The 20490-nt window shown below is 70.2% G+C and carries 19 protein-coding genes, 1 tRNA gene and 1 pseudogene; 7 read left to right on the top strand and 14 right to left on the bottom strand.

All coding sequences use genetic code 11. The features are described 5' to 3' along the window. Window positions 1–331: 331 nt before the first annotated feature. A complete protein-coding gene (gene ilvD, locus RCH21_RS02065) occupies window positions 332–2035 on the bottom strand; it encodes a dihydroxy-acid dehydratase (RefSeq protein WP_120147887.1) in 1704 nt (567 codons plus the stop codon). Between the two features lie 234 nt (window positions 2036–2269). Between ilvD and RCH21_RS02060 the strand changes: the two genes are divergently transcribed. After that, window positions 2270–2773, top strand: a complete 504-nt coding sequence (locus RCH21_RS02060; protein ID WP_326962995.1) for a hypothetical protein — start codon at window positions 2270–2272, stop codon at window positions 2771–2773. Between the two features lie 22 nt (window positions 2774–2795). Here the strand turns inward: RCH21_RS02060 and RCH21_RS02055 are convergent, their stop codons facing one another. Then, window positions 2796–3767 carry a 2-hydroxyacid dehydrogenase gene (locus RCH21_RS02055; RefSeq protein WP_326962994.1) on the bottom strand — a complete coding sequence of 324 codons (972 nt, stop codon included), beginning with the start codon at window positions 3765–3767 and terminating at the stop codon, window positions 2796–2798. Window positions 3768–3850: 83 nt separating this feature from the next. Here RCH21_RS02055 and RCH21_RS02050 point away from each other — a divergent pair, with 83 nt between their 5' ends. The 5 genes from RCH21_RS02050 (at window position 3851) to RCH21_RS02030 (ending at window position 7009) form a co-directional block, all read left to right on the top strand. After that, complete coding sequence (locus RCH21_RS02050; RefSeq protein ID WP_326962993.1) at window positions 3851–4978, top strand: PQQ-dependent sugar dehydrogenase; 1128 nt, start codon at window positions 3851–3853, stop codon at window positions 4976–4978. A gap of 92 nt (window positions 4979–5070) precedes the next feature. Continuing rightward, window positions 5071–5143, top strand: a tRNA-Lys gene (locus RCH21_RS02045). 199 nt (window positions 5144–5342) lie between these two features. Continuing rightward, window positions 5343–5585 carry a hypothetical protein gene (locus RCH21_RS02040; RefSeq protein WP_326962992.1) on the top strand — a complete coding sequence of 81 codons (243 nt, stop codon included), beginning with the start codon at window positions 5343–5345 and terminating at the stop codon, window positions 5583–5585. Between the two features lie 120 nt (window positions 5586–5705). Further along, window positions 5706–6416 carry a hypothetical protein gene (locus RCH21_RS02035; protein ID WP_326962991.1) on the top strand — a complete coding sequence of 237 codons (711 nt, stop codon included), beginning with the start codon at window positions 5706–5708 and terminating at the stop codon, window positions 6414–6416. 125 nt (window positions 6417–6541) lie between these two features. Next, window positions 6542–7009 carry a VOC family protein gene (locus RCH21_RS02030; protein ID WP_120147893.1) on the top strand — a complete coding sequence of 156 codons (468 nt, stop codon included), beginning with the start codon at window positions 6542–6544 and terminating at the stop codon, window positions 7007–7009. 89 nt (window positions 7010–7098) lie between these two features. Here the strand turns inward: RCH21_RS02030 and RCH21_RS02025 are convergent. From RCH21_RS02025 to RCH21_RS02005, 5 genes and pseudogenes are all read right to left on the bottom strand, one after another. Continuing rightward, a pseudogene (locus RCH21_RS02025) lies at window positions 7099–7992 on the bottom strand (cation diffusion facilitator family transporter); the annotation flags it as partial. A gap of 111 nt (window positions 7993–8103) precedes the next feature. Then, window positions 8104–8292 carry a DUF2795 domain-containing protein gene (locus RCH21_RS02020; protein ID WP_120147895.1) on the bottom strand — a complete coding sequence of 63 codons (189 nt, stop codon included), beginning with the start codon at window positions 8290–8292 and terminating at the stop codon, window positions 8104–8106. Between the two features lie 61 nt (window positions 8293–8353). Then, window positions 8354–9217, bottom strand: a complete 864-nt coding sequence (locus tag RCH21_RS02015; protein WP_326962990.1) for a glycosyltransferase family 2 protein — start codon at window positions 9215–9217, stop codon at window positions 8354–8356. After that, window positions 9214–10779 carry a PfkB family carbohydrate kinase gene (locus RCH21_RS02010; RefSeq protein ID WP_326962989.1) on the bottom strand — a complete coding sequence of 522 codons (1566 nt, stop codon included), beginning with the start codon at window positions 10777–10779 and terminating at the stop codon, window positions 9214–9216. The genes RCH21_RS02015 and RCH21_RS02010 overlap by 4 nt, the downstream gene beginning before the upstream one ends. Further along, the gene (locus RCH21_RS02005; RefSeq protein WP_120147898.1) at window positions 10779–12191 is read right to left on the bottom strand and encodes an aldehyde dehydrogenase family protein; all 1413 of its coding nucleotides are present in this window, start codon (window positions 12189–12191) and stop codon (window positions 10779–10781) included. The genes RCH21_RS02010 and RCH21_RS02005 overlap by 1 nt, the downstream gene beginning before the upstream one ends. Before the next feature lie 356 nt (window positions 12192–12547). Between RCH21_RS02005 and RCH21_RS02000 the strand changes: the two genes are divergently transcribed. Further along, window positions 12548–13705, top strand: coding sequence for a glycosyltransferase family 9 protein (locus tag RCH21_RS02000; protein WP_326962988.1), 1158 nt, complete (start codon window positions 12548–12550; stop codon window positions 13703–13705). On the opposite strand, the gene RCH21_RS01995 is transcribed toward RCH21_RS02000, so the two are convergent. From RCH21_RS01995 to RCH21_RS01965, 7 genes are all read right to left on the bottom strand, one after another. Next, window positions 13671–14396 (bottom strand): SDR family oxidoreductase, encoded by a 726-nt coding sequence (locus RCH21_RS01995; RefSeq protein ID WP_120147900.1) that lies wholly within the window; start codon window positions 14394–14396, stop codon window positions 13671–13673. The two genes, RCH21_RS02000 and RCH21_RS01995, sit on opposite strands and share 35 nt — an antisense overlap. Window positions 14397–14457: 61 nt before the next feature. Then, on the bottom strand, window positions 14458–15825 hold the full coding sequence (rfaE2, locus tag RCH21_RS01990) for a D-glycero-beta-D-manno-heptose 1-phosphate adenylyltransferase (protein ID WP_326962987.1): 1368 nt from the start codon (window positions 15823–15825) through the stop codon (window positions 14458–14460). Continuing rightward, window positions 15822–16391, bottom strand: coding sequence for a D-sedoheptulose-7-phosphate isomerase (locus RCH21_RS01985; RefSeq protein WP_120148055.1), 570 nt, complete (start codon window positions 16389–16391; stop codon window positions 15822–15824). The genes rfaE2 and RCH21_RS01985 overlap by 4 nt, the downstream gene beginning before the upstream one ends. Window positions 16392–16528: 137 nt before the next feature. Beyond that, window positions 16529–17818: a glycosyltransferase gene (locus RCH21_RS01980; RefSeq protein WP_326962986.1), complete on the bottom strand. Its 1290-nt coding sequence runs from the start codon at window positions 17816–17818 to the stop codon at window positions 16529–16531. Beyond that, a complete protein-coding gene (locus RCH21_RS01975; protein WP_326962985.1) occupies window positions 17815–18816 on the bottom strand; it encodes a glycosyltransferase in 1002 nt (333 codons plus the stop codon). Before RCH21_RS01975 ends, RCH21_RS01980 begins: the two co-directional genes overlap by 4 nt. Then, window positions 18813–19916 carry a glycosyltransferase family 9 protein gene (locus RCH21_RS01970; RefSeq protein ID WP_326962984.1) on the bottom strand — a complete coding sequence of 368 codons (1104 nt, stop codon included), beginning with the start codon at window positions 19914–19916 and terminating at the stop codon, window positions 18813–18815. Before RCH21_RS01970 ends, RCH21_RS01975 begins: the two co-directional genes overlap by 4 nt. After that, a complete protein-coding gene (locus tag RCH21_RS01965) occupies window positions 19913–20461 on the bottom strand; it encodes a D-glycero-alpha-D-manno-heptose-1,7-bisphosphate 7-phosphatase (protein WP_326962983.1) in 549 nt (182 codons plus the stop codon). The genes RCH21_RS01970 and RCH21_RS01965 overlap by 4 nt, the downstream gene beginning before the upstream one ends. Between the last annotated feature and the right edge of the window lie 29 nt (window positions 20462–20490).

Raw genomic sequence — 20490 nt, 5'->3', positions numbered from 1 at the left:
AGCTGGAACTGCGGACGGACTTCCACGCGCCCCTCTTCCGTTGACAGATTGTGTCAACAAAAAAACCCCTCAGCCTTGTCGGGCTCTGCGAGGGGTTGCGCGTGACTGCAGTCGTCGATGAGACGGGCTTCAGGCCACGCGCTGCATAAGGACGACGACTACGGGTTCGAGCTGCATACCTGTAGTCTCCACGCCCCCGCGAAAGGGTGTCAACCACACCCCCTGCGATCTCACATGGTGGACTCCTGCGTCCAGTTACTGGACACTAACGCTCTTCCCCATCTCGCCGGCGCGGGGGAAGATGCCCCCGCGCCGGCCACGCGAACCTGCGCTAGCCGCAGTAGGCACCGGTCGACGCCGAGTGGACGAGCTTGGCGTACTTCGCGAGCACGCCCTTGGTGTAGCGGGCGGGGAGCGGCTCCCAGCCCACCCTGCGCTCCTCCAGCTCGGCCTCGTCGACGAGCAGGTCGAAGCTCTTGGCCGCGATGTCGACCCGGATGCGGTCGCCGTCGCGCACGAACGCGATGGGACCGCCGTCGACCGCCTCGGGTGCGACGTGTCCGATGCACAGGCCCGTGGTGCCGCCCGAGAAGCGTCCGTCGGTCAGCAGGAGGACGTCCTTGCCGAGGCCCGCACCCTTGATGGCACCGGTGATCGCGAGCATCTCGCGCATGCCCGGCCCGCCCTTCGGCCCCTCGTAGCGGATGACGACGACGTCGCCGGCGTGGATGGCGCCGGCGTCGAGCGCCTCGAGGGCACCGTTCTCACGCTCGAAGACGCGCGCGGTGCCTTCGAAGACGTCGGCATCGAAACCGGCGCTCTTGACCACGGCACCCTCGGGTGCCAGCGAGCCATGCAGGATCGTGATGCCGCCGGTCTTGTGCAGCGGGTTGTCGAGTGCGCGGAGGATCTTGCCGTCGAGGTCCGGCGGGTTGATGTCCGCGAGGTTCTCCGCGAGCGTCTTGCCGGTGACGGTGAGGCAGTCGCCGTGCAGCAGTCCGGCGTCGAGCAGTGCCTTCATGATCACCGGCACCCCGCCCACCTTGTCGACGTCGAACATCACATAGCGCCCGAACGGCTTGAGGTCGCCCAGGTGCGGGATCGTGTCACCGATGCGGCTGAAGTCGTCGAGCGTGAGGTCCACCTCGGCCTCGCGGGCGATCGCGAGGAGGTGCAGGACGGCGTTCGTCGAACCGCCGAAGGCCATGGTGACCGCGATGGCGTTCTCGAAGGCCTTCTTCGTCATGATGTCGCGCGCCGTGATGCCGAGGCGCAGGAGGTTCACGACGGCCTCGCCGGATTTCTGCGCGAACGCGTCGCGTCGGCGATCGACCGAGGGAGGTGCGGCGGACCCGGGCAGTGACATCCCGAGCGCCTCGCCGATGCAGGCCATGGTGTTCGCGGTGTACATACCGCCGCACGCACCCTCCCCGGGACAGACGGCGCGTTCGATGCTGTCCAGGTCCTTGAGGCTCATCGTGCCGGCCGCGCAGGCACCCACCGCCTCGAAGGCGTCGATGAGGGTGACTTCCTTCTCCGTGCCGTCCTCGAGCTTCGCGAAGCCCGGCATGATGGTGCCCGCGTACAGGAAGACGGAGGCGAGGTCGAGGCGTGCGGCCGCCATGAGCATCCCGGGCAGCGACTTGTCACAGCCGGCGAGGAGCACGGACCCGTCGATGCGCTCGGCCTGCATGACCGTCTCCACGGAGTCGGCGATGACTTCCCGTGACACGAGCGAGAAGTGCATGCCCTCGTGACCCATCGAGATGCCGTCGGAGACGGAGATGGTGCCGAACTGCATGGGGAACCCGCCGGCCGCGCGGACGCCTTCCTTCGCGCCCTCCGCCAGGCGGTTGAGGGACAGGTTGCAGGGGGTGATCTCGTTCCAGGAGCTCGCGACGCCGACCTGCGGCTTGGCGAAGTCGTCGTCGCCCATTCCCACCGCACGAAGCATGCCGCGTGCGGGCGCCGCATGGATTCCGTCCGTGACGATGCGGCTTCTGGGCTTGATGTCTGGAGTTGTTTCCACGCTCATAAGGGAAAGTCTAGGCCCGCGTTGCAGGCACGTTTCGCCATATGACCCTCCTGTTACAGCAGCCGGCAACGGGCAAGGGAGGGCCGTCTCCACCCGCGCGGATCCTCGTGCCTTCCCGCCGCCCTCCGGTACAGTGTGGATCTCGCGGGCAGTCCTTCCGGCCCGCCGGCCGAGAGCTCCGCGAGAAGTCCCGGACGGGACCAGTCCGACAGCCTCCTACCGCAACGGCGTGATATGACTCCCGATGAGCCCTCCGACTCCAGCCCACCCCTCGACGGCGGACAGGGACTGAAGAACGCCCTGCGCCGCGTCTTCGACGGGCAGATCCCCAACTACGGCGACTACAACCTGGTCTTCGCGGCACGGCACGCGAGCAAGGCGGCGGGACGCGCGCGAACCTCGCGGTCGGCTCCGGTGGCTCCGTCGCCGTCCGCCACCGCCTACGTGGTCGGCTATCGCTGGAAGCCGATGGAACTCATGATCGCGCCGGTGGACCTCACCGGCATCACGGGCGCCGGTGTGCCCGTCGAGGTGAACATGACCAATCTCGCGCACGCGCTCCAGTGGGATGCCGACGACAGCTTCGAAGTCGGCACGAGCACGGGGCGAATCTTCCGCTTCGACGTGTCCGCCGATCCGGTGCTCGATATCGGGCCGGGCACTCCCCTGCACCTGCCGCAGGACGACGACGTGATCGACTTCAACGCCTTCATGGCTGCCTTCATCGCGATGGCCTGATGAACCCCCGTGCGGATGGGACCTAGTCCCACGGGCCCTTCCGTACGAGGTTCTCCGGCTCGCGGCCCTCCCCGAGAAGCCCGACCTGACGCTTCAGCAGTGCGAGGATTCGAGGTGGGAAAGCCTCCGTGTTGCCGCCGATGTGGGGGGTGATGATCACTCCGGGAGCGCTCCACAGCGGGTGGCCCTCCGGCAGTGGCTCCGGGTCGACGACGTCGAGCGCCGCTTTCAGCCGACCCGCCAGGACCTCGCGTGTCAGTGCCTCCGTGTCGACGACGGCGCCGCGGGCCACATTGACGACGAGCGCGCCGTCGGGCAGGGCAGCGAGGACCTCGCGGCCGATCAGACCGCGGGTCGGTCCGGTCAGGGGTGTGATGACGATGACGACGTCGTGGTCCGGCGCGAGGCCGACCAGCTCGTCGCTGCCGTGGACGTGCCCGAGGTCGTCGTCGCGGGCCGCGCTGCCGACCCGGGTCACCTCCGCCTCGAAGGTCACGAGCCGGCGGCGGATCTCCTCGCCGATGCCACCGACGCCGACGAGCAGCACCCGCCGGTCCGCGAGGCCCGGGTAGCGGGCGCTGTGCCACCGGCCCTCGGACTGCTGCCGCACGGCGTCGTCGATCCCGCGCAGCGACGCAAGGGCCAGCCCGACGGCCAGCTCGGCGGTGGCCGCAGCGTGCACCCCGGCTGCCGTCGCGATCGCGACGCCCGGTCCGACGAGGTCCGCGACGCCGTCGTACCCCGTGGACTGCGTCTGCACGAGCCGCAGGTTCGGCGCCGCATCGAGGGCTCCGTCGAGGTGCGCCCGCCCCGTGTAGGGCAGGACGGCAGCGTCCAGCTGCGCAGGGTCGAAGCCCTCGGGGGCATCGCTGAAATCCCACAGCACCACGTCGACGGCTGGAGAGACGTCTGCCAGCGCATCGCGCAGATCCGCGGAGGGGACGCTCAGGGTTCGGACGATCGGGCCGGCGGAAGGAGTCGAGGGGTCGGTCATGGTGCCAGCCTAGCGCCGGGGCTGCGGCTGCCCCGCGGCCGACGAGGGTGGACACCCGGAGAAGCCCGTCCTAGGGTCGGAGCATGTCAGCCGCAGCACGACGGCGACCCGACCGCTCCCCCGCCCGGGCCATCCTGCCGGCCCTCGCGCTGCTGGTCCTGACCGCCTGCTCACCCGAGGCGGCCGAGCCCGAGCCGGTCTTCGCGGGTGCCTCCGCGGCCCCCGCTCCCGTCGCGGATGCCTCGTCCGCCGTTCCTCCTGCCCTGTCCTACGAGGGTGATGCGGTGTCGGGGCTCGGCCTCCCGTGGTCCATCGTGGTGCTCGACGACGGCAGCCTGCTCGTCTCGGAGCGCGACACCGGGGAGATCAGGCGGATCAACGGGACCACCCGGGAGGTCATCGGCACCATCGCCGACGCTACGGCCGCGGCCGGCGAGGGAGGACTCCTGGGCCTCGCCGTGGCAGACAGTGCCGACCCCGCAGCCCTGTACGCCTACTACACCTCGGCCATGGACAACCGCGTGGTGCGCCTCCCGCTGGGCGACGGCGGGCTCGGTGCCCCGGAGCCGATCCTGACAGGCATACCGAAGGCCGACATCCACAACGGCGGGCGGATCGCCGTCGGGCCCGACGGTCACCTCTACATCGGCACGGGCGACGCCGGAGTCCGCCCGAACGCGCAGGATCCCGGGAACCTCGGCGGGAAGATCCTCCGGATCACGGTCGACGGCGACATCCCCGCCGACAACCCCATTCCCGGCTCCCCCGTCTACAGCCTGGGACACCGAAACGTGCAGGGACTCGCCTGGGACTCCGCCGGGTCCCTCTGGGCGACGGAGTTCGGGCCGGAGATCGACGACGAACTGAACCTCGTGCAGCCGGGCGGGAACTACGGCTGGCCCGAGGTCACCGGCGCCCCGGGCGATTCCCGTTTCCTCGACGCCCAGGTGGTGTGGCCGTTGACGGCGTCGTCCTCCCCCAGCGGCATGACCATCCTCGATGACATCGCCTACATCGGGGGCCTGCGCGGGCAGCGGCTGTGGCAGGTCCCGCTCGAGGGCGGCACGGCCGGGGAGCCTGTCAGTCACTTCGACGGGTCCTATGGACGGCTGCGGGACGTCGCAGGGGCGGAGGGCGGTTCGCTGCTCGTCGCGACGAACGAGCCCGGCGGAGCGAGGATCCTGCGCATCGCCGTCGGTCCGTCGGGGTGAGCGTCCGGTTTCATGTTTGGGCAGAAGTGCTGGTAGAGTCTCATGCTGTTGCGGATGACCAGACCGGGTGAAATCGGGAGGTAGAAAGCCACGCACCTCTAGCTCAATTGGCAGAGCAATTGACTCTTAATCAATGGGTTTCGGGTTCAAGTCCCGAGGGGTGCACTTCGTTACCCCGTTCTTCAGGTCTCGCCGCCTGGAGGGCGGGGTTTCGTTATGCCCGGATGTTGTCGAGGTTTCCCGACATGGTCGGCGCGGGGTCAAGCCCGTTCCCAGGTCCCATCACTCATTGCACCACGGTCCACCGGTCTGCACGATGGAAGAAAGCGTGCAGGCGCAGGTGTCGGTCGGCGGAGGGACGTAGATGACCAGGAATGCCGCGGACGATCGGCCCGCCTTCGACTACCATCCCTGGCCCCGTCCGATCCCGGCGCCCTACCTTCCCCTTGTCCGGTTGGCCATCCTCCTCGGCCTCCTGACCGTCCTGTTCCTGACGGTCCTGCCCTCCCTGTCGATCCTCCACCTCCTGGTGAGCACCCTGGTCCTGGTGTCGTTCTTCCGCCGCACGAGGAGGACGCAGAAGCGCCGCGGGGACACGAACGGCTGACGCACGTCGCGCCGTCACGGCGGCCACCGGGCGTGCCGCGACGGCGCCTGCAGCAGTATCGGCACCAGCACCTCGTCATCACGCCGCCGACTGCTTGTCCCCCGGGCCTACGATGGACGCGTGAACGAAATCCTGTCCTTTGCCGGGAACTACTGGTGGCTTGTCTTCCCCCTGTCCGGGGTATTCGCGGTATGGGGTAAGTCGTGGTCCGCGGCGGGCGAGCGGCGCCACCAGCGCAGGATGGAGCTGTACCGGCTCAAGAATCCGGCACTTCCGCAGGCACCGCAGCAGCCGACCGGCGATCCGGCGCAGAACCGGGCCAGCCGGGAGCGTGACGTCCGGCATGTCGAGCGCATGCATGACGAGGTCGACAGGAAATGGCTGTCCTACGAGCTCGATGCTGCCAAGCTCATCGACTACCCGATGATGACCGACGTGCGGGAGCCGCTCACCGTCGCCTTCCTCCGCGCCAAGCGGGAGGCCGACGCACTGCGGCCGCAGGAACCCGCGGGCGTCTCGTCCGAGGAACTCGCCGCGTACCGCTCGGCGGTCACCTCGTTCGACGTCGCGTTCCAGGTGGCCGAGACCGAGGCCCGACGCGTCAGGGCGAGCGGGTTCACGACCGATGAGCGCCTGCGCCTGGACACGGCGCGCAAGCTCGTCACCGTGGCCGTCGACGACGCCGCGACAGCAGCTGAGCGCCAGACGGCGTATCGACGTGCGCGCCGGGAGCTGGACGGGCTGATCGTCCTCCCCGACGCCACCATCACCTCGCTCGAGAAGAAGGTTGCCGGTGCGATCGGTGCGCGGCCGGAGCCCTCGCCGTCCTGAGCATCGGATGGACGGGGCGGGCAGCGCCTACGCGCCGGGTCTTCCCTGACTGCTCCCACGCGGAGCATAATCGCTCCCACAGGCACCTTCGCCAGACAGCGCGGGTTATGACAGGAGCACACATCATGGCGGCGACGATCAACACGTACCTGAATTTCAAGGACAACGCGACTGAGGCGATGGACTTCTACCAGTCGGTGTTCGGCGGTGAGCTGCAGCGCAGCACCTTCGCGGAATACCAGGTCAGCGAGGACCCGGCGGAGCAGGACAAGGTCATGCACTCGATGCTGACGACTCCGTCAGGGCAGGTGCTCATGGCCGCCGATACGCCGAACAGCATGGAGTACAGCGCTCCGAGCGGTCATTCGCTCTCGCTCAGCGGCGACGACGAGGCGGAGCTCCGCGGCTACTGGGATGCCCTCGCCGGGAGCGGCACCGAGATCATGCCGCTGGCTGCCTCACCGTGGGGTGACAGCTTCGGCATGTGCATCGACCGGTTCGGCATCTCGTGGATGGTCAACATCGCCGGGGCGGGTGCGGGTCCCGACGCGGGCGGAGCCACCGACGCCCAGGAGGCAGGAATCGGAGGGTAGGAGCCGCCGCTCGACCGCCAGGCCCGTGCACCGGTCTCGAAGGTCAGTGTCGGTTCGTCCGGCATGGACAGCGTGAGCACGGCCTCCTCGATGCGCTCGTGGTCCTCGATGTCGTGTTCGACCGCTCGGAGGGCGACGGCGACGTCGTGCTCCCGGCGGTCCCCCACGAGGTCCACCGCCGCCACCAGGTACAACCGCTCGGGTCCCACGTACTCGAGGTGGAGATAGGTCACCCGCTCGATGCTCCGGTGCGCGCTGAGCCGCGCGGCCACCGACTCGAGGAGGGCGGGAGACACGGCCTGCCCCACGAGGAAGCGCCGGTTGCGGTCGATCAGGATCACGGCTATCACTCCGAGGAGGACGCCCACCAGGATGGAGCCGATCGCATCCGGTACGGGTGAACCCGTGAGCTGGTGCAGGAGGATGCCCACGAACGCGAGGACAAGCCCGATCAGGGCGGCCGAGTCCTCCGCGAAGACTGCGCGGAGCGTCGGGTTCGACGTCGTCGAAACGCTGTGCAGGGTTGAGGTCCCGCTCTCGCGCCCAGCCCTGCGGGCCTGCCGGAACGCCTGGGTGAACGAGATCCCCTCGAGGACGAACGCGACCGCGAGGACGGCGTAGGCGATGCCGTAGTCACCGGCTGGTTCGGGCTCGAGCAGTTGCTGGACCCCGTGCGTGATGGACACGACGGCGCCGGCCGTGAAGAGCCCGAAGGCGGCGAACATGGACCAGACGTAGGCCTCGCGTCCGTACCCCATCGGGTGTGTGCGGTCCCGGTGGCGCCTGGACTTGCGCTCGGCGACGAGCAGGAAGATATGGTTCCCGGTGTCGGCCCAGGAGTGGGCTGCTTCCGCGGTCATCGAGGCGGACCCCGTGACGATCGCCGCGAAGGTCTTGGCGGCGGCGACCACGAGGTTCGCGACGAACGCGATGATGACCGTCAGCGTGCTGTCGCTGCCCGGGGACGGCTGAGGTGCGTCCACGGCCGGCGGCGCCTCGGTCGCCGGGGTGTATTCCTGGTTCTTCAAGCCGTCCTTCCGGGACGTCGGACGACGACGGCGGCACCCACCCCGGGCACCGCCGTCGGGCGCCTCCTACCTGGATGCTTCCTTGTTCACATCCGTCGGCGAATCGAACTCACGGTCCGGCAGGTTCTTCAGCGTTTCCAGCACGGATCCGTCCGCGCCCTTTCCCTCGGCGTGCTTGACGAGGTCCTCCCTGGACGCCGGATACTCCATGCCGCCCAGTGCCTTCTGGATGTCGATCGGACTCGGATCTGCCATGTGGTGCTCCTTCGTATCGGTTTGATTTCCCTGCATGGTGGCGCTCCCGGTGGGGGCGCCGTCACTGGCCCAGGATCACGTGGGCAGCGTCTATCTCACGGTCGGTCACCGTGGTGGGCGCCTCGAGGTGCACCGCGCCGGAGGGGATGATGCCTGCTCCGCCGTAGCGCTCCATGACGCGCCACTGCGCGGCGACGTCCTCTCCGGCGTGCCCGGGCGGAAGCCTGTCCCAGAAATCGAACCCACCGCATGCCACGAGGGCCTCGCGGTCGAACAGGACGCACCCGCCCACCCACGCGACGCGGTACAGCCGCCACTCCCCCTGTGGGATCCGGAGCTCGGCGGCGGCGTGGGCGAGGTTGGCGGCATTGTGGAGGGGCCAGCGGGAAAAACCCTCACTCCCCGGCCGGATCCGCTCCGGGAGCACCTCGTCGTCCGGCCACAGAACCAGCCCGATACGCTCGTGCGGCCTGCGGTCGGTGAGGTAGGACAGACCCTGCACGGCAGAGCCGATGAACCCGCAGCCCGATGCCTCCAACGCCCTGCTCATCCGTACCAGCGAGCCGGGTTCGAGCCATACGTCGTTGTCGAGGAAGAGGACCAAGGGGGCACTCGCCAGTCCCAGGAGGTAGTCCCTATGCTCGGCGAGCCCCCTGCGGGGCAGGTGACGCTCGAGCTGCACGCGGTGGCCCTGGGCCTCGAGGACCCGGACCATCGCCCGGACCGCCGGCTGCATGAAGGAGGCGGCCTCGCCCTCGGTCTGGTCACTGACGATGACCCGGAAGGGCACACCCTCCTGCGCTGCGAGCCCGGAGAGCGTCACGGCGAGTTCCGCGGCCCGTCCGTAGGAGGGGATCAGCACGTCGACGAGAGGCTCCTCGCTGGGAACGTCGAGCGCCCACTCCCCCGACCAGCGTGGTGTCACGGCGCGTCACCGGGGACCGGCGTCGACCGGATCCTGCGCACCACGGCGGCGGTCGAGCGCTCGGGCACGTAGTCGAGGATGCTGACCCTGCCCCCGCAGGCCTCGACGGCCGGCGTCTCCTCCAGCATCTGCGCGGTGTAGTCACCGCCCTTCGCATAGACGTCGGGCCGCAGGAGCTCGATCAGCGGGACCAGGGTGTCCGTATCGAACACGGTCACGTAGTCCACGCAGCTGAGGGATGCGATGATCCCGGCACGGTCGGCGATCGGGTTGATGGGCCGGTCCGGTCCCTTGAGCCGACGGACGCCGTCGTCGTCGTTGAGAGCGACGACGAGGATGTCGCCGAGCTGCTTGGCCTGGTTGAGGTAGCGCGTGTGGCCGCGGTGCAGCACATCGAAGCAGCCGTTGGTGAGGACGATGCGCCTGCCTGCTGCGCGGTCCTCCTCCACCCGCCGCAGGAGGTCGGCCGTCGAAAGCGCGGTGTCCGCGACCTGCTGGAGGTGGCGCGTGAGATCCGCCGTCGTGCAGACGGAGGTGCCCGGGCGGTGCACGACGACGTCGGCGGCGGCCTGGGCGAGGTCGAGGCTCGTGGTCAGCGGGAGCCCTGCCGCTCGCGCGACGGTGAGGCTCGCGACGAAGGTGTCTCCTGCGCCGGACGCCTGCTTCTCCGTGGCGGGCCTGGCCCACGTCCGGTGTCCGCCGCCGTCCCGCGTGAGGAGCACCGTCCCGTCACGGTCCAGTGTCACGACGACCGCGGCGGCGTTGGTCGCCGCGAGCAGTTCGGCACGGCGCGCGGTGACTGCGGCAGCCCTGTCCGAGCGCGGATCGAGGCGGGTCGCGAGGACCTGCGCCGCTTCTCCGGCGTTGGGCGTGACGAGGTGCGGATTGAGCTCCGACCAGGCAGCGGTATCGTGCGCATCGACGACGATCAAGATGCGCGGGTCGATGGCCGACGCGGTTCCGAGAGCCGCGCGGACCTCGTCGCCGAGCGCGCCCGAGCCGTAGTCGCAGACGACGACGGCGTCCACCCCGGCGACGGCGTGCGGGACCCGGGCGGCGAGCGCACTGATCGCCGGCCCGGGGAGCTGGTCGTGCGTGTCGTCGAGGCGCAGCATGACCTGGTCGCCGCCGAGGATCCGGTACTTCGTGGTGGTGCCGACGCGGTCGTCCTGCACGAGGTCGGTCGTGTCCACACCGGCGTCGTCCAGGATCGCGCGGAGGCGGCGTCCGGCGTCGTCGGTCCCGATCAGGCCGCACATGCGCACCCGTGCTCCGAGGGCGGCGAGGTTCATCGCGGTGTTCGCCGCACCACCGGCTGCGTAGTCGCGGCGCGTGATGTCGACCACGGGTGCAGGCGCCTCACGGCAGAAGCGCTCGATGGTTCCGCTCCACCAGCCGTCCAGCATGGCATCGCCGACCACGGTGATGCTCGGGGCACGGTCTGCGATGGCAGCGGGCACCCAGGCAGCGAGCCCGCGTACCTCCGAGAGCTCGTCCCCGTCACTTCCCCCGTCCGGTCCGTCTGCTGCGGAGCCGAGCCGGTCCTGGAAAGATTCCGCCATCAGGCGCCCCCCTGCGGTGGCGAGCTGATGTGGACGACCTTCACGAGGGCGAACTCGTCGAGGAGTTCCGGTCCGTAACCGAAGCCTGCGCCGCTGATGCCGCGCGGCTGGGCGGACCCGCCGGGCGCACCACCGAAGACGGCGTTCACCTTGACCGTGCCCACGGCGAGGCCGGCGATGGCCCGCTGCGCGTGTGCGATGCTGCCGGTCAGGACGGAGGCCGCCAACCCGTAGGGTCCGGCTGCGGCCAGGCGAAGACCTTCGTCGAAGGTGTCGACGACGGTCACGGGGGCGACGGGTCCGAAGGTCTCCTCGGTCATGACGGTCATGGTCCCGGTGCAGTCGGCGAGGACGGTCGCCGGGTAGTGCGCTCCAGGGCCTTCCGGGACAGCGCCGCCTGCCAGGCAGCGCGCGCCTGCGCGGATCGCCTCGCTGACCTGGGCATCGACGGCGTCCCGCATGCGGCGATCGACGAGTGGCGGGAAACTACCGCTCGCGGTACGGGTGCGGGCCTCCTCCGTCAGTGCGGCGAGGAAGGGCTCGGCAATATCCCGGTGCACGTAGATGCGTTCCACGGACGTGCAGATCTGGCCTGCATTGGCGAAGGCCCCGAGGGCTGCCTGACCCGCTGCCCAGACCGGATCGACATCGGCGTCGACGATCAGGGGGTCGTTGCCGCCGTTCTCGCGGATGACGTGGGCTCCCGTGAGCACGGCGGCCCGCGCGATCCGCGCACCCGTGGCACTGGAACCGACATGGGCGAACACGTCTACGTCGGTCTCCATGGTGATCATCTGTCCTACCTCGGCGCCACCCGTCAGGGTGGTGAGGACGCCGTCGGGGAAGGACGGCTGGAGCAGGCGTCCGAGCAGTTCGCCCACGTGCGGGCAGCGCTCGCTGGGCTTGTGGATGACGGTGTTGCCCGTGACGAGCGCTGCACCGATCAGACCGGCCGCCACAGCCACGGGATCGTTCCACGGGGTGAGGAGGACCGCGACGCCGCGCGGCTCGGCGACGGTGTAGTCGGTTGCGGTCACGGCTCCCCGTAGGCTCAGCCCGCGGTGCACCGGACCGAGCTCGGCGTACTGTTCGAGCGTCGAGATGCCTGCCTCGATGCCGCCGAGCGAGTCCGAGAACGGTTTTCCGGTCTCCCTGGTATTGAGTTCCGCGAGTTCCCGGGCTCCGTCGCGGAGGGCTGCCGCTGCCCGCCGGAGGGCTGCTCCGCGATCGGCCGGGCTGGTGGCCGCCCACTCGGGCTGTACCGTCCGGGCCAGCGACACCGCAAGGGCGACCTGCTCGCGGGCGGTACCGGGCAGGGTGCCCACCTCGGTGCCGTCCACAGGACTGACGATCGTGATGGACGCGCCCTCCTGCGCATCAAGCAGGGAGGGTGCCTGGGACTGGACGGACATTGCGCTCCTTGATATCGACTGACTGCAGAGGTGCCGCTGCTCTTCGTTCCGGCAGCACGGCTAGTGGTTCCATACCCCCGCTCCCGCTGCTTCACACAGGGAGTCAGCTGATTTCTCCGCCGCGCCGCGCAGCCATCAGCACGCTTAGCATAGGGTGGCGGAAACAGGCCCGGCGGTTCCCGGGCGCCAGGAAAAGGCGTGGACAGCAGCAGCAGCGCTGTGTAGAGGTGGAGGGGGACCCCCGAGCCGGCTGCGGTACGTGCGCTGGGCACCAGGGGTCCATCAGCGGGTCATCGACAGTCTCCAGCTGCGAGCTTCATCAGCAGTGGTGGCGGACAGGAACGGGGAAGGGCTTCATGCGGAACGCGAACACGACGGCGGACTTCGGCGGACGACAGGACACGGCGAGGTCCGTCGGACCCGTCCTCGCCCCGTTCGAGGACGTGCGCCGGATCGCCGTCCTGCGCGGAGGAGGCCTCGGTGACCTCATGTTCGCCATGCCGGCCATCGCTGCCCTGAAGTGCTGCTACCCCGATGCGGACATCACCCTGCTCGGCATGCCGGGGCATGCCGCCCTCCTGGAGGGCAGACCCGGTGCGGTCTCCCGCATCGTCGAGCTTCCCTACTTCCCCGGAGTCCGTCCGGGCCGTGACGAGGATCCTGTCGCCGTCGAGCAGTTCTTCGCCGGCCTCCGCGGATCCTTCGACCTCGCTGTGCAGCTGCACGGTGGTGGACGCAACTCGAATCCCTTCCTCCTGCGCCTGGGCGCGCGCCACACCATCGGTACGCGGACGCCCGACGCCGTCGGGCTGGAGCGGACCATTCCCTACGTGTATTACCAGCACGAGGTCTTCCGCGCGCTCGAGGTCGTCGGGCTGGCGGGCGCCGTGCCGGTGGACCTCGAGCCCCGCCTGGACGTGAGGCCGGAGGAGATCGAGCGCGCGGCGCACCTGACAGGCGGCGGACCCGTGGTCGCACTGCATCCCGGAGCCACGGATCCCCGCCGACGGTGGCCGTCGTCGTCGTTCGCGGAGGTCGCACTGCGCGCGGCGGCCGACGGGTGCGAGGTGGTGGTCGTAGGAGACGAGACCGATGCCCCGACGGCGGAGGAGATCGTCCGCCTCGCCCTCGAGGCGGACCCGTCCGCGAACGTCCGCTCGCTCGCCGGTCGGCTCACCCTGGGAGAGCTCGCCGGGATCCTCGACCGGAGCGCCGTGATGGTCGGCAACGACAGCGGTCCGCGGCATCTGGCCCAGGCGGTCGGCACGCCGACGATCGGCGTCTACTGGATCGGCAATGTGATCAACGCGGGCGCCATGGGACGCTCACTCCACCGCGTGCACTTCTCGTGGGTGACCCGGTGCCCGGTGTGCGATGTGGACGTCACGCAGGTCGGCTGGACGGCGACACGCTGCGAGCACGATGACTCGTTCGTTGCGACCGTCCAGCCCGACGCCGTCTACGCGGACGTGGCGGAACTCAGGGCCACGAGCCTTCTTCTGCGTGGGCGATGACCATCTCGCGGATCTCGCAGCTCTTGGGCTGCGAGAGCGCGAAGAGGATCGCCTCGGCGACCCGCTCCGGGTCGTTGAGCCGTGAGTCGTCCTGCGGCTTGTACTGCTCGTCGCGGTCGTCGAAGAACCGTGTCTTCATGCCGCCGGGAATGATCGTCGTCACCCCGATCTGGCCTGCCGTCTCGGCTGCGAGGGCCTGCGAGAAACCCATGACGCCGAATTTCGAGGCGCAGTAGGCCGTCGCGTCGCCGACGGCCTTGATGCCGAGCGTCGAGGCGATCGTCACGACGCGGCCGTGTGTCTTCTTCAGGTACGGCAGCGCGGCGCGCGCGGTCGACGCCGTGCCCATGAGGTTCACGCCGATCACCTTCTCCCACTGGTCGGCGGGGACGGTATCGAGCGCACCGCACCGGTCGATCCCGGCGGCGGTCACGACGGCGTCGAGCCCGTCCATCATCTCGGCTGCCTCCTGCACGGCTTTCTCGACGGCCTGCCGGTCGGCGACGTCCACCTCGAAGGCCTTGACGCCGGTCACGCGGCTGATGTCGCGGTCGAGGACCACGGGGGTTCCCCCGGCCCTGATGACGCCCTGCACGATGGCGGCGCCGAGGCCGGAGCCTCCGCCGGTCACCAGGACGCGTCCCGGGTTGAAGCCGTTCGTTCCTGTGGTGGTCGTTGCGTTCTCAGTCATGCTGTTCCCTTCGGTGCTTGGCTACGGACCGACGGTTCGGTCCGACCGGATCTGCAGCTCGTTACCCGACGCGTGCGAGCGCGGCTGCGAGTTTGGTGGTGGAGCGGGCGGGTATGTAGGGAACGGTGACCGTCCTGCCGCCCCAGCTGCTCACGAGTGCGGCTTCGGGGAGGTCCTCCGCCGCGTAGTCGCCACCCTTGACCCAGATGTCGGGCTGCAGGCGGGAGATGGCGTTCTCCGGTGTCGACTCGCTGAAGACGAGGACGGCATCGACGCACTCGAGCGCGGAGAGTAGTTCGGCGCGGTCCTCCTGCTTGATGATGGGGCGGTGTTCGCCCTTCAGCCCCCGCACGGATTCGTCGGAGTTGAGGCAGACGATCAGGCAGTCCCCGAGCCGGCGGGCTGCCGCGAGCGTCCGGGCGTGGCCGGCGTGCAGGAGGTCGAAGCACCCGCCGGTCGCCACGACGGTGCCGCCGGCTTCCCTCGTACGCTGCGCGACGGTCAGGGCATCGAGTCCGTCGACGGGCAGTTGCCGGGGAGCGTCTTCGACCCGCCGACCCATGGCGCCGACGCCTCCGGACCCGAGGAAGTGTGCCGCGGCCTCCGTCGCCTGCTGCGCGGCCGCATCGATGGGGAAGCCCTGTGCGAGGCCGGCGGCGAGGGCCGAGGCGAAACGGTCTCCTGCCCCGCACGGGTCGGCGGCGCCGACCCGTGGAGCGGGCACCACCTGGGGCAGCAGGCCGGACGCGACGACGAGGGCTCCGTGTTCGCCCATCGTGACGATGACGGCCCGGCTCCTCCAGGCGGCCAGCAGCACATCGGCGGCAGCGGCGGCGGCCTGGGTGCCGGGGCCCCTGACCTCGGCGAACCGGAGTGCTTCTCCGAGGTTCGGCGTCACGGCGGCGACCCCCGGTACCGGCTGCGCCCCCGAGGGGTGGGGATCCCATACCACCGGGGTGGATTCCACGAGCGCCTCGAGGCGTGCGCGAAGCTCTTCGTTGGCGAGCAGTCCCCTGCCGTAGTCCGCCGCGATGATCGCGTCGGCGCCGTCGAGCGCTGCGAGCATGTCCGCCGTGCACCCCGGAACGGGCGGCGTCGCGCATCCCTCGTCGAACCGGACCACCGGCTGGCCAGAAGCACGGACGCGCGTCTTGACGGGCGTGGGTGCACCCGAGGGGCCCGCGACGAGGGTGATGCCGTCCAGCTCGGCGCGGAGCAGGGCAGCGGAGTCGTCGTCGCCGAAGACCGTCACCAGAACGGCATCGTGCCCGTCGGCCTGCAGCATGCGGGCTACGAGGCCTGCGCCGCCCGCGCGGCGCTGGACGGCGTCGACATCGACGACGGGCACGGGTGCATCCGGCGACAGCCGGCCGGCTCCCCCGGACAGGTCAGTGTCGAGGAGGACGTCCCCCACCACCACGATCCTCATCGCTGCTCCTCCTGACGACGACGGTGCACTTCTGCGTCGAAGGCCCGGCAGATGGCGTGGAGGGCGATGAGATGGCCCTCCTGGGCATTGGCGGACTGTGCCTCGACCGCCACGAAGTCGTCCACGCACTCGGTCAGGGGATTCGGTCCGGCGCCCGTGAGCGCCCAGGTGGTGATTCCGGCTGCCCTGGCGGCGGCGACGGCGTGCAGCAGGTTGGGGCTCCTGCCGCTCGTGCTCAGCAGGACCAGGATGTCGCCGGGACGGCCGTGGGCGCTCACCTGGCGGGCGAACATCCGGTCGAATCCGTAGTCGTTCGCGATGGCGGTGACCGCGGAACTCTCGGCGTGGAGCGAGATCGCGGAGAACGGTTCGCGCTCCCCGTCGAAGCGGCCCACGAGCTCCGCCGTGAGGTGCTGCGCCTCCGCGGCGGACCCTCCGTTGCCGGCCGCGAGGAGGCGCTGGCCCGTCATCAGGCGCGAAGCCAGTTCCACCCCCCATGCCGCGAGGGTCCCGGCGTTCTGCGCCAGGGACTCGAGGGCGGGAGTCACGGCCCGGAGGTGCTCCATGACGATCCGGCGCGCATCCTCCTGGACGACATCCTGCGGACGTCCTTCCTGGCCGCGGCGGTTCGGGGACGTCGGTAGCGCCTGCGGCGGTGCAGTGTCGCTGCGTGTCTGCAGATATGCGTCTGTAAGGTGCGTGGTCACAGTGCCCTGCCTCCGGTGCTCTCGAGTCGACGCGCGGCACTCCGCCGCGCGGTGGCCGGTTGGGTGGGTGCCGCCGCGCCCAGTGCCGACTGGTAGGCCCTCTCCGTGTCGGCGGCGATGCGGCTCCAGGAGTAGCGGGCCCTGACGCGGCGATGACCGTGGTCACCGAGTTCGCGCGCCCACTCGGGATCTGCGATCATCTCGGCGACAGCGGCGGCGATGGCCCCGGCATCCTGCGGCGGGACGTGGAGACCGGTCTTCCCGTCCACCACGGTGTCGACGAGACCTCCGACCGCCGCGGCGATCACGGGTACGCCGCAGGCCATGGCTTCGAGCGGAACGATGCCGAACGGCTCGTACCAGGGAGCACAGACGACGGCGTCGGCGCTCCGGAGGACGGCCGGCATCTCTGCGCGGGAGACCTGGCCGCGGAGGATCACCCGGTCGGCGATCCCGAGGTCGGCGGCCAGGCCGAGGAGCCGCTGTGCCTCCGGATCATCCTCGAGCCCGGAGGTGTTGCCGCCGCCCACGATCACGAGCTCGACGTCGTCGCGCCCCTGGTCCGCGAGGTCACGGAGGGCGCGGATGACCAGGTCCATGCCCTTGCGCGGGACGAGCCGCCCCACGCTGACGATCCGGTGGGCGCGGCCGCGGTCCTCCACCGGTCCCCGGGGAGTGAAGAGCTCGAGGTCGACGCCGCAGGGCGCGATCGAGATGCGACTGCCGGACACTCCCATGGCCTTGAGCTCGAACACCTCGTCCGAGCAGGTGGCGACGACCCGGTCGGCACTGCGGCCCACCATGGCCTCCAGCATGAGCCGCTCGGACGGGCTCGTGTCTTCCGAGCCCTGGTGGCGCCGCTTGACGGTGCCGAGGGCGTGGAAGGTCTGGAGGACCTGCACGGGCCGGCCTGCGCTGCGCGACTGGCGAGCGGCGTCGAGCGCTGCCAGGCCCGACATCCAGAAGTGCCCGTGGACGATGTCCGGTGGCTCCTGTCCCCAGTCCTCGACGATCCCGTCCGCGAGGTCACCCATGAACGGCAGGAGCATGTCCTTCGGGACGTGGCGGACCGGACCGGCCGTGATGTGCACGACCTCCAGGTGCGGGTCCGTCCGTACCCGGTCCGGCAGGGCGGGGTCGTCCCGGCGCGTATACACGGTCACGTCGTGTCCCCGGTGGGCGAGCGCCAGGGACAGTTCGGCGACGTGGACGTTCTGCCCTCCGGCGTCGACTCCTCCCAGGGCCGCGAGCGGGCTTGCATGCTCAGACACCATCGATATCCTCACTGTGCATTCCTTTCTGTAACCGCCAGGACCCGGTGCCGCGTCGGCTCCTGCTCGAGGACGTCGTCCCAGTCGGCGAGGAACCGGGCGAGCCCGTACTGTTCGAGGGCCGCTTCGCGAGCGACCAGCCCCCGTGCTCGAGCCTCATCCGGGTCGGCGATGAGGCGTGCCGCCATACGGACGAGGTCGTCGACGCGCGTCGAGATGGCGCCGGCTTCGGCGGGGACCGCGCGTGCGGCCTCCGTCGCCGCGAGCGCCAGCACCGGAAGCCCCACGTGCATGGCCTCCAGGAGCGAGAGACCGAGCGAGGTCCACCGCAGCGGGTGCACGTACGCCCGGGAGCGCCCCAGCCTGGCGTGCAGCTCCGCCATCGGCAGGTCACCGCCGATGCGCAGCTCTCCCGGACCGAGATCGAGTGTGTCGCCGAGGCCGTCGGTCCCCATGCCGAAGACTTCCACGGGCGCGACGCCGGCGAACCGCGGGAGGAGGTCGGTGCCGGTGATGCGGCCGCGGCGGACCGGCTCGTTGATGACAGCGGCGAGCTGCTCGACCTCACCGGTGTAGAGGTAGCCCGGATCGACGATGCCGTGCTCGATGACCGTGGTGCTCGCTACGCCGCTGTCCCAGAACAGCTCGTTGAAATGGGTGACGTGGATGACGGGGATGTCCGTCTGGGCGGCGAGCGGATGGACCGTGCCCACGATGTCCCGGCGCGGGGTGTTGTGCTCCAGGAACACGGCCGGAAGGTCGCGGCCGGGCGTCCGCCCGAGCAGGCGTTCGCATTCGGCGATCTCCTCGATCCGCTGCAGGACGACGAGGTCGATGTCGGCGTCCGCGAGGTCGGAGGGTGCCACCTCGATGACGGATGCGGGCCAGTCCCGCCCTGCCCGCCCGAGACCCCAGGCGCCGCCGTCGGGCGTGGTGGGCAGCACGTAGGTGTGGCTGCCCCTCACGAAGGCGTCGGTCCACCCGCCGTGGACGTGCCATAACAGGATCCTCATCGGTTTCCCCTCGTTGTTCTGCGGCCGTCGGTGCGGCCGATGCTGCGGCGTGAGCCGAGCGACGATATTCCGGAGCTGAGCCGGAGGACGGCGTCGACGACGTCCTCGGGTGAGACGTTGGACAGGCACGGATGGCCCTGGACGGGGCAGATCCGGGCGCGGCTGAGTGCGCAGGCCGCATCCTGGTCCCCGAGGAGTTCGACCGGGACGCGGTACGGGGCCCAGCGGATGGCCGGGACCACGGGTGAGAAGAGGCAGACGACCGGAGTGCCGACGGCGGCGGCCAGGTGCGCCGGACCGGTATTGCCCGTGATGACCACGGAGGCCCCTGCGAGCACGGAGCCCAGCACGGCAAGGTCCGTACGGCCGCCGAGGTCGACGGCTTCGGGACCGGCGACGGTCGACGTGAGGTCCGTCTCGTTGGGTGAGCCCGTGACCACGACCCGGAACCCGGCAGCGGTCAGGAGTTCGACGGCGGCGGCGTGATGCAGGGGCGGCCACGCCCGGGCGGGCACGGAGGCGCCGGGGTGCACGACGACGTAGGGTCCTCGACCGACGAGGGCCGAGGCATCGGCGAGATGCGTCACCTGGAGCCTGCCGTCGTCGCCGGGCGGGAGGGCGTACCCCGCGGCCTCCGCGATGCCGAGCGCCCGCTCGGCCTCCGGCTGGTCCTCCGGGAAGTCCTCGCCCGGTTTGAGCCGGACATCGAGCAGCGACCCCGCGTAGTCGACGGATGCGCCGGCGATCCGCCGCACCCCCGCGAGGCGGAGGAGGAGTGCGAGCGGCAGGGGTGACTGATGGAACGACGTCAGGATGACGGCCTCGTCGACGCCCAGCGCCACCAGGGCGTCGTGCAGTTCTCCGACGAGGTCCGGCGTGAGCTCCGGGGCGGGGTCGATGATCCACGGAGCCGACCAGGTGAGGACGTCGACGACGCCGGGCAGGAGCCTGGCCGCGGCTGCGCCCTGCGGGCCGCACAGCATGACGACGTCGTTCGGCGAGTCACCGTGGTCACCGGCCGCGATGGCGCGTACGGCAGGACCCGCGAGGAGGACATCCCCGGCGCTGTCGAGGCGGGCGACGAGGACGCGGCGCCTCACGCCGTGCCTGCCCACAGCAATTCCACGGCTTCGGCGAGACTCCCGGCGACGGCGGGAGCCGCGCTGATCTCGTCCTCGAGGGTGATGTCGGTCGGGACCAGGACCGCACGAGCGCCCGCGGCCGCAGCCGCGCCCATGTCCGCTCCGATGTCCCCGATCACGGCGACTTCACCGGGCTCGAGCTGCAGGCGGGCACTGGCCGAGAGGACCATCCCGGGACCGGGCTTGCGGCACGAGCAGGCGTCGCCGGCACCGTGGGGGCAGATCTCCCACACGTCGAAGGGACCGAGCAGTTCCTCCACGCGGGCGTTGACGGCGTCGACCTGCTCGCGCGTGATCAATCCCCTCGCGATCCCGGACTGGTTGGTCACCACACCCACGGGAATGCCGCGTGAGCGCAGGCCGTCGAGCACCTTGCGGGCGCCGGCCATGGGCTGCACCAGGGACGGGTCGCCGTTGTACGGGACGTCCACGACGATGGTCCCGTCGCGGTCGAACAGGACCGCCCGGGGGGCGGTCGGCGTGAGCTCGGCCGAAATATGCATACAGGCTTAGTTCCCGAGAAGCAGCAGTA

The sequence above is a fragment of the Arthrobacter sp. PL16 genome (genome assembly GCF_035985055.1).
Classification (GTDB): domain Bacteria; phylum Actinomycetota; class Actinomycetes; order Actinomycetales; family Micrococcaceae; genus Arthrobacter_D; species Arthrobacter_D cheniae.
Note: the sequence above shows the minus strand (reverse complement) of the source record. Positions and strands in the feature narration are given on the sequence as shown.

Coding starts and splice junctions, on each gene's coding strand:
- rfaE2 (WP_326962987.1), bottom strand. CDS start 15,825: ATGAGGATCGTGGTGGTGGGGGACGTCCTCCTCGACACTGACCTGTCC.
- RCH21_RS01975 (WP_326962985.1), bottom strand. CDS start 18,816: ATGAGGATCCTGTTATGGCACGTCCACGGCGGGTGGACCGACGCCTTC.
- RCH21_RS02020 (WP_120147895.1), bottom strand. CDS start 8,292: ATGGCAGATCCGAGTCCGATCGACATCCAGAAGGCACTGGGCGGCATG.
- RCH21_RS02040 (WP_326962992.1), top strand. CDS start 5,343: ATGACCAGGAATGCCGCGGACGATCGGCCCGCCTTCGACTACCATCCC.
- RCH21_RS02010 (WP_326962989.1), bottom strand. CDS start 10,779: ATGGCGGAATCTTTCCAGGACCGGCTCGGCTCCGCAGCAGACGGACCG.
- RCH21_RS02030 (WP_120147893.1), top strand. CDS start 6,542: ATGGCGGCGACGATCAACACGTACCTGAATTTCAAGGACAACGCGACT.
- RCH21_RS02000 (WP_326962988.1), top strand. CDS start 12,548: ATGCGGAACGCGAACACGACGGCGGACTTCGGCGGACGACAGGACACG.
- RCH21_RS02005 (WP_120147898.1), bottom strand. CDS start 12,191: ATGTCCGTCCAGTCCCAGGCACCCTCCCTGCTTGATGCGCAGGAGGGC.
- RCH21_RS01995 (WP_120147900.1), bottom strand. CDS start 14,396: ATGACTGAGAACGCAACGACCACCACAGGAACGAACGGCTTCAACCCG.
- RCH21_RS01985 (WP_120148055.1), bottom strand. CDS start 16,391: ATGGAGCACCTCCGGGCCGTGACTCCCGCCCTCGAGTCCCTGGCGCAG.
- ilvD (WP_120147887.1), bottom strand. CDS start 2,035: ATGAGCGTGGAAACAACTCCAGACATCAAGCCCAGAAGCCGCATCGTC.
- RCH21_RS01965 (WP_326962983.1), bottom strand. CDS start 20,461: ATGCATATTTCGGCCGAGCTCACGCCGACCGCCCCCCGGGCGGTCCTG.
- RCH21_RS02050 (WP_326962993.1), top strand. CDS start 3,851: ATGTCAGCCGCAGCACGACGGCGACCCGACCGCTCCCCCGCCCGGGCC.
- RCH21_RS02055 (WP_326962994.1), bottom strand. CDS start 3,767: ATGACCGACCCCTCGACTCCTTCCGCCGGCCCGATCGTCCGAACCCTG.
- RCH21_RS02060 (WP_326962995.1), top strand. CDS start 2,270: ATGACTCCCGATGAGCCCTCCGACTCCAGCCCACCCCTCGACGGCGGA.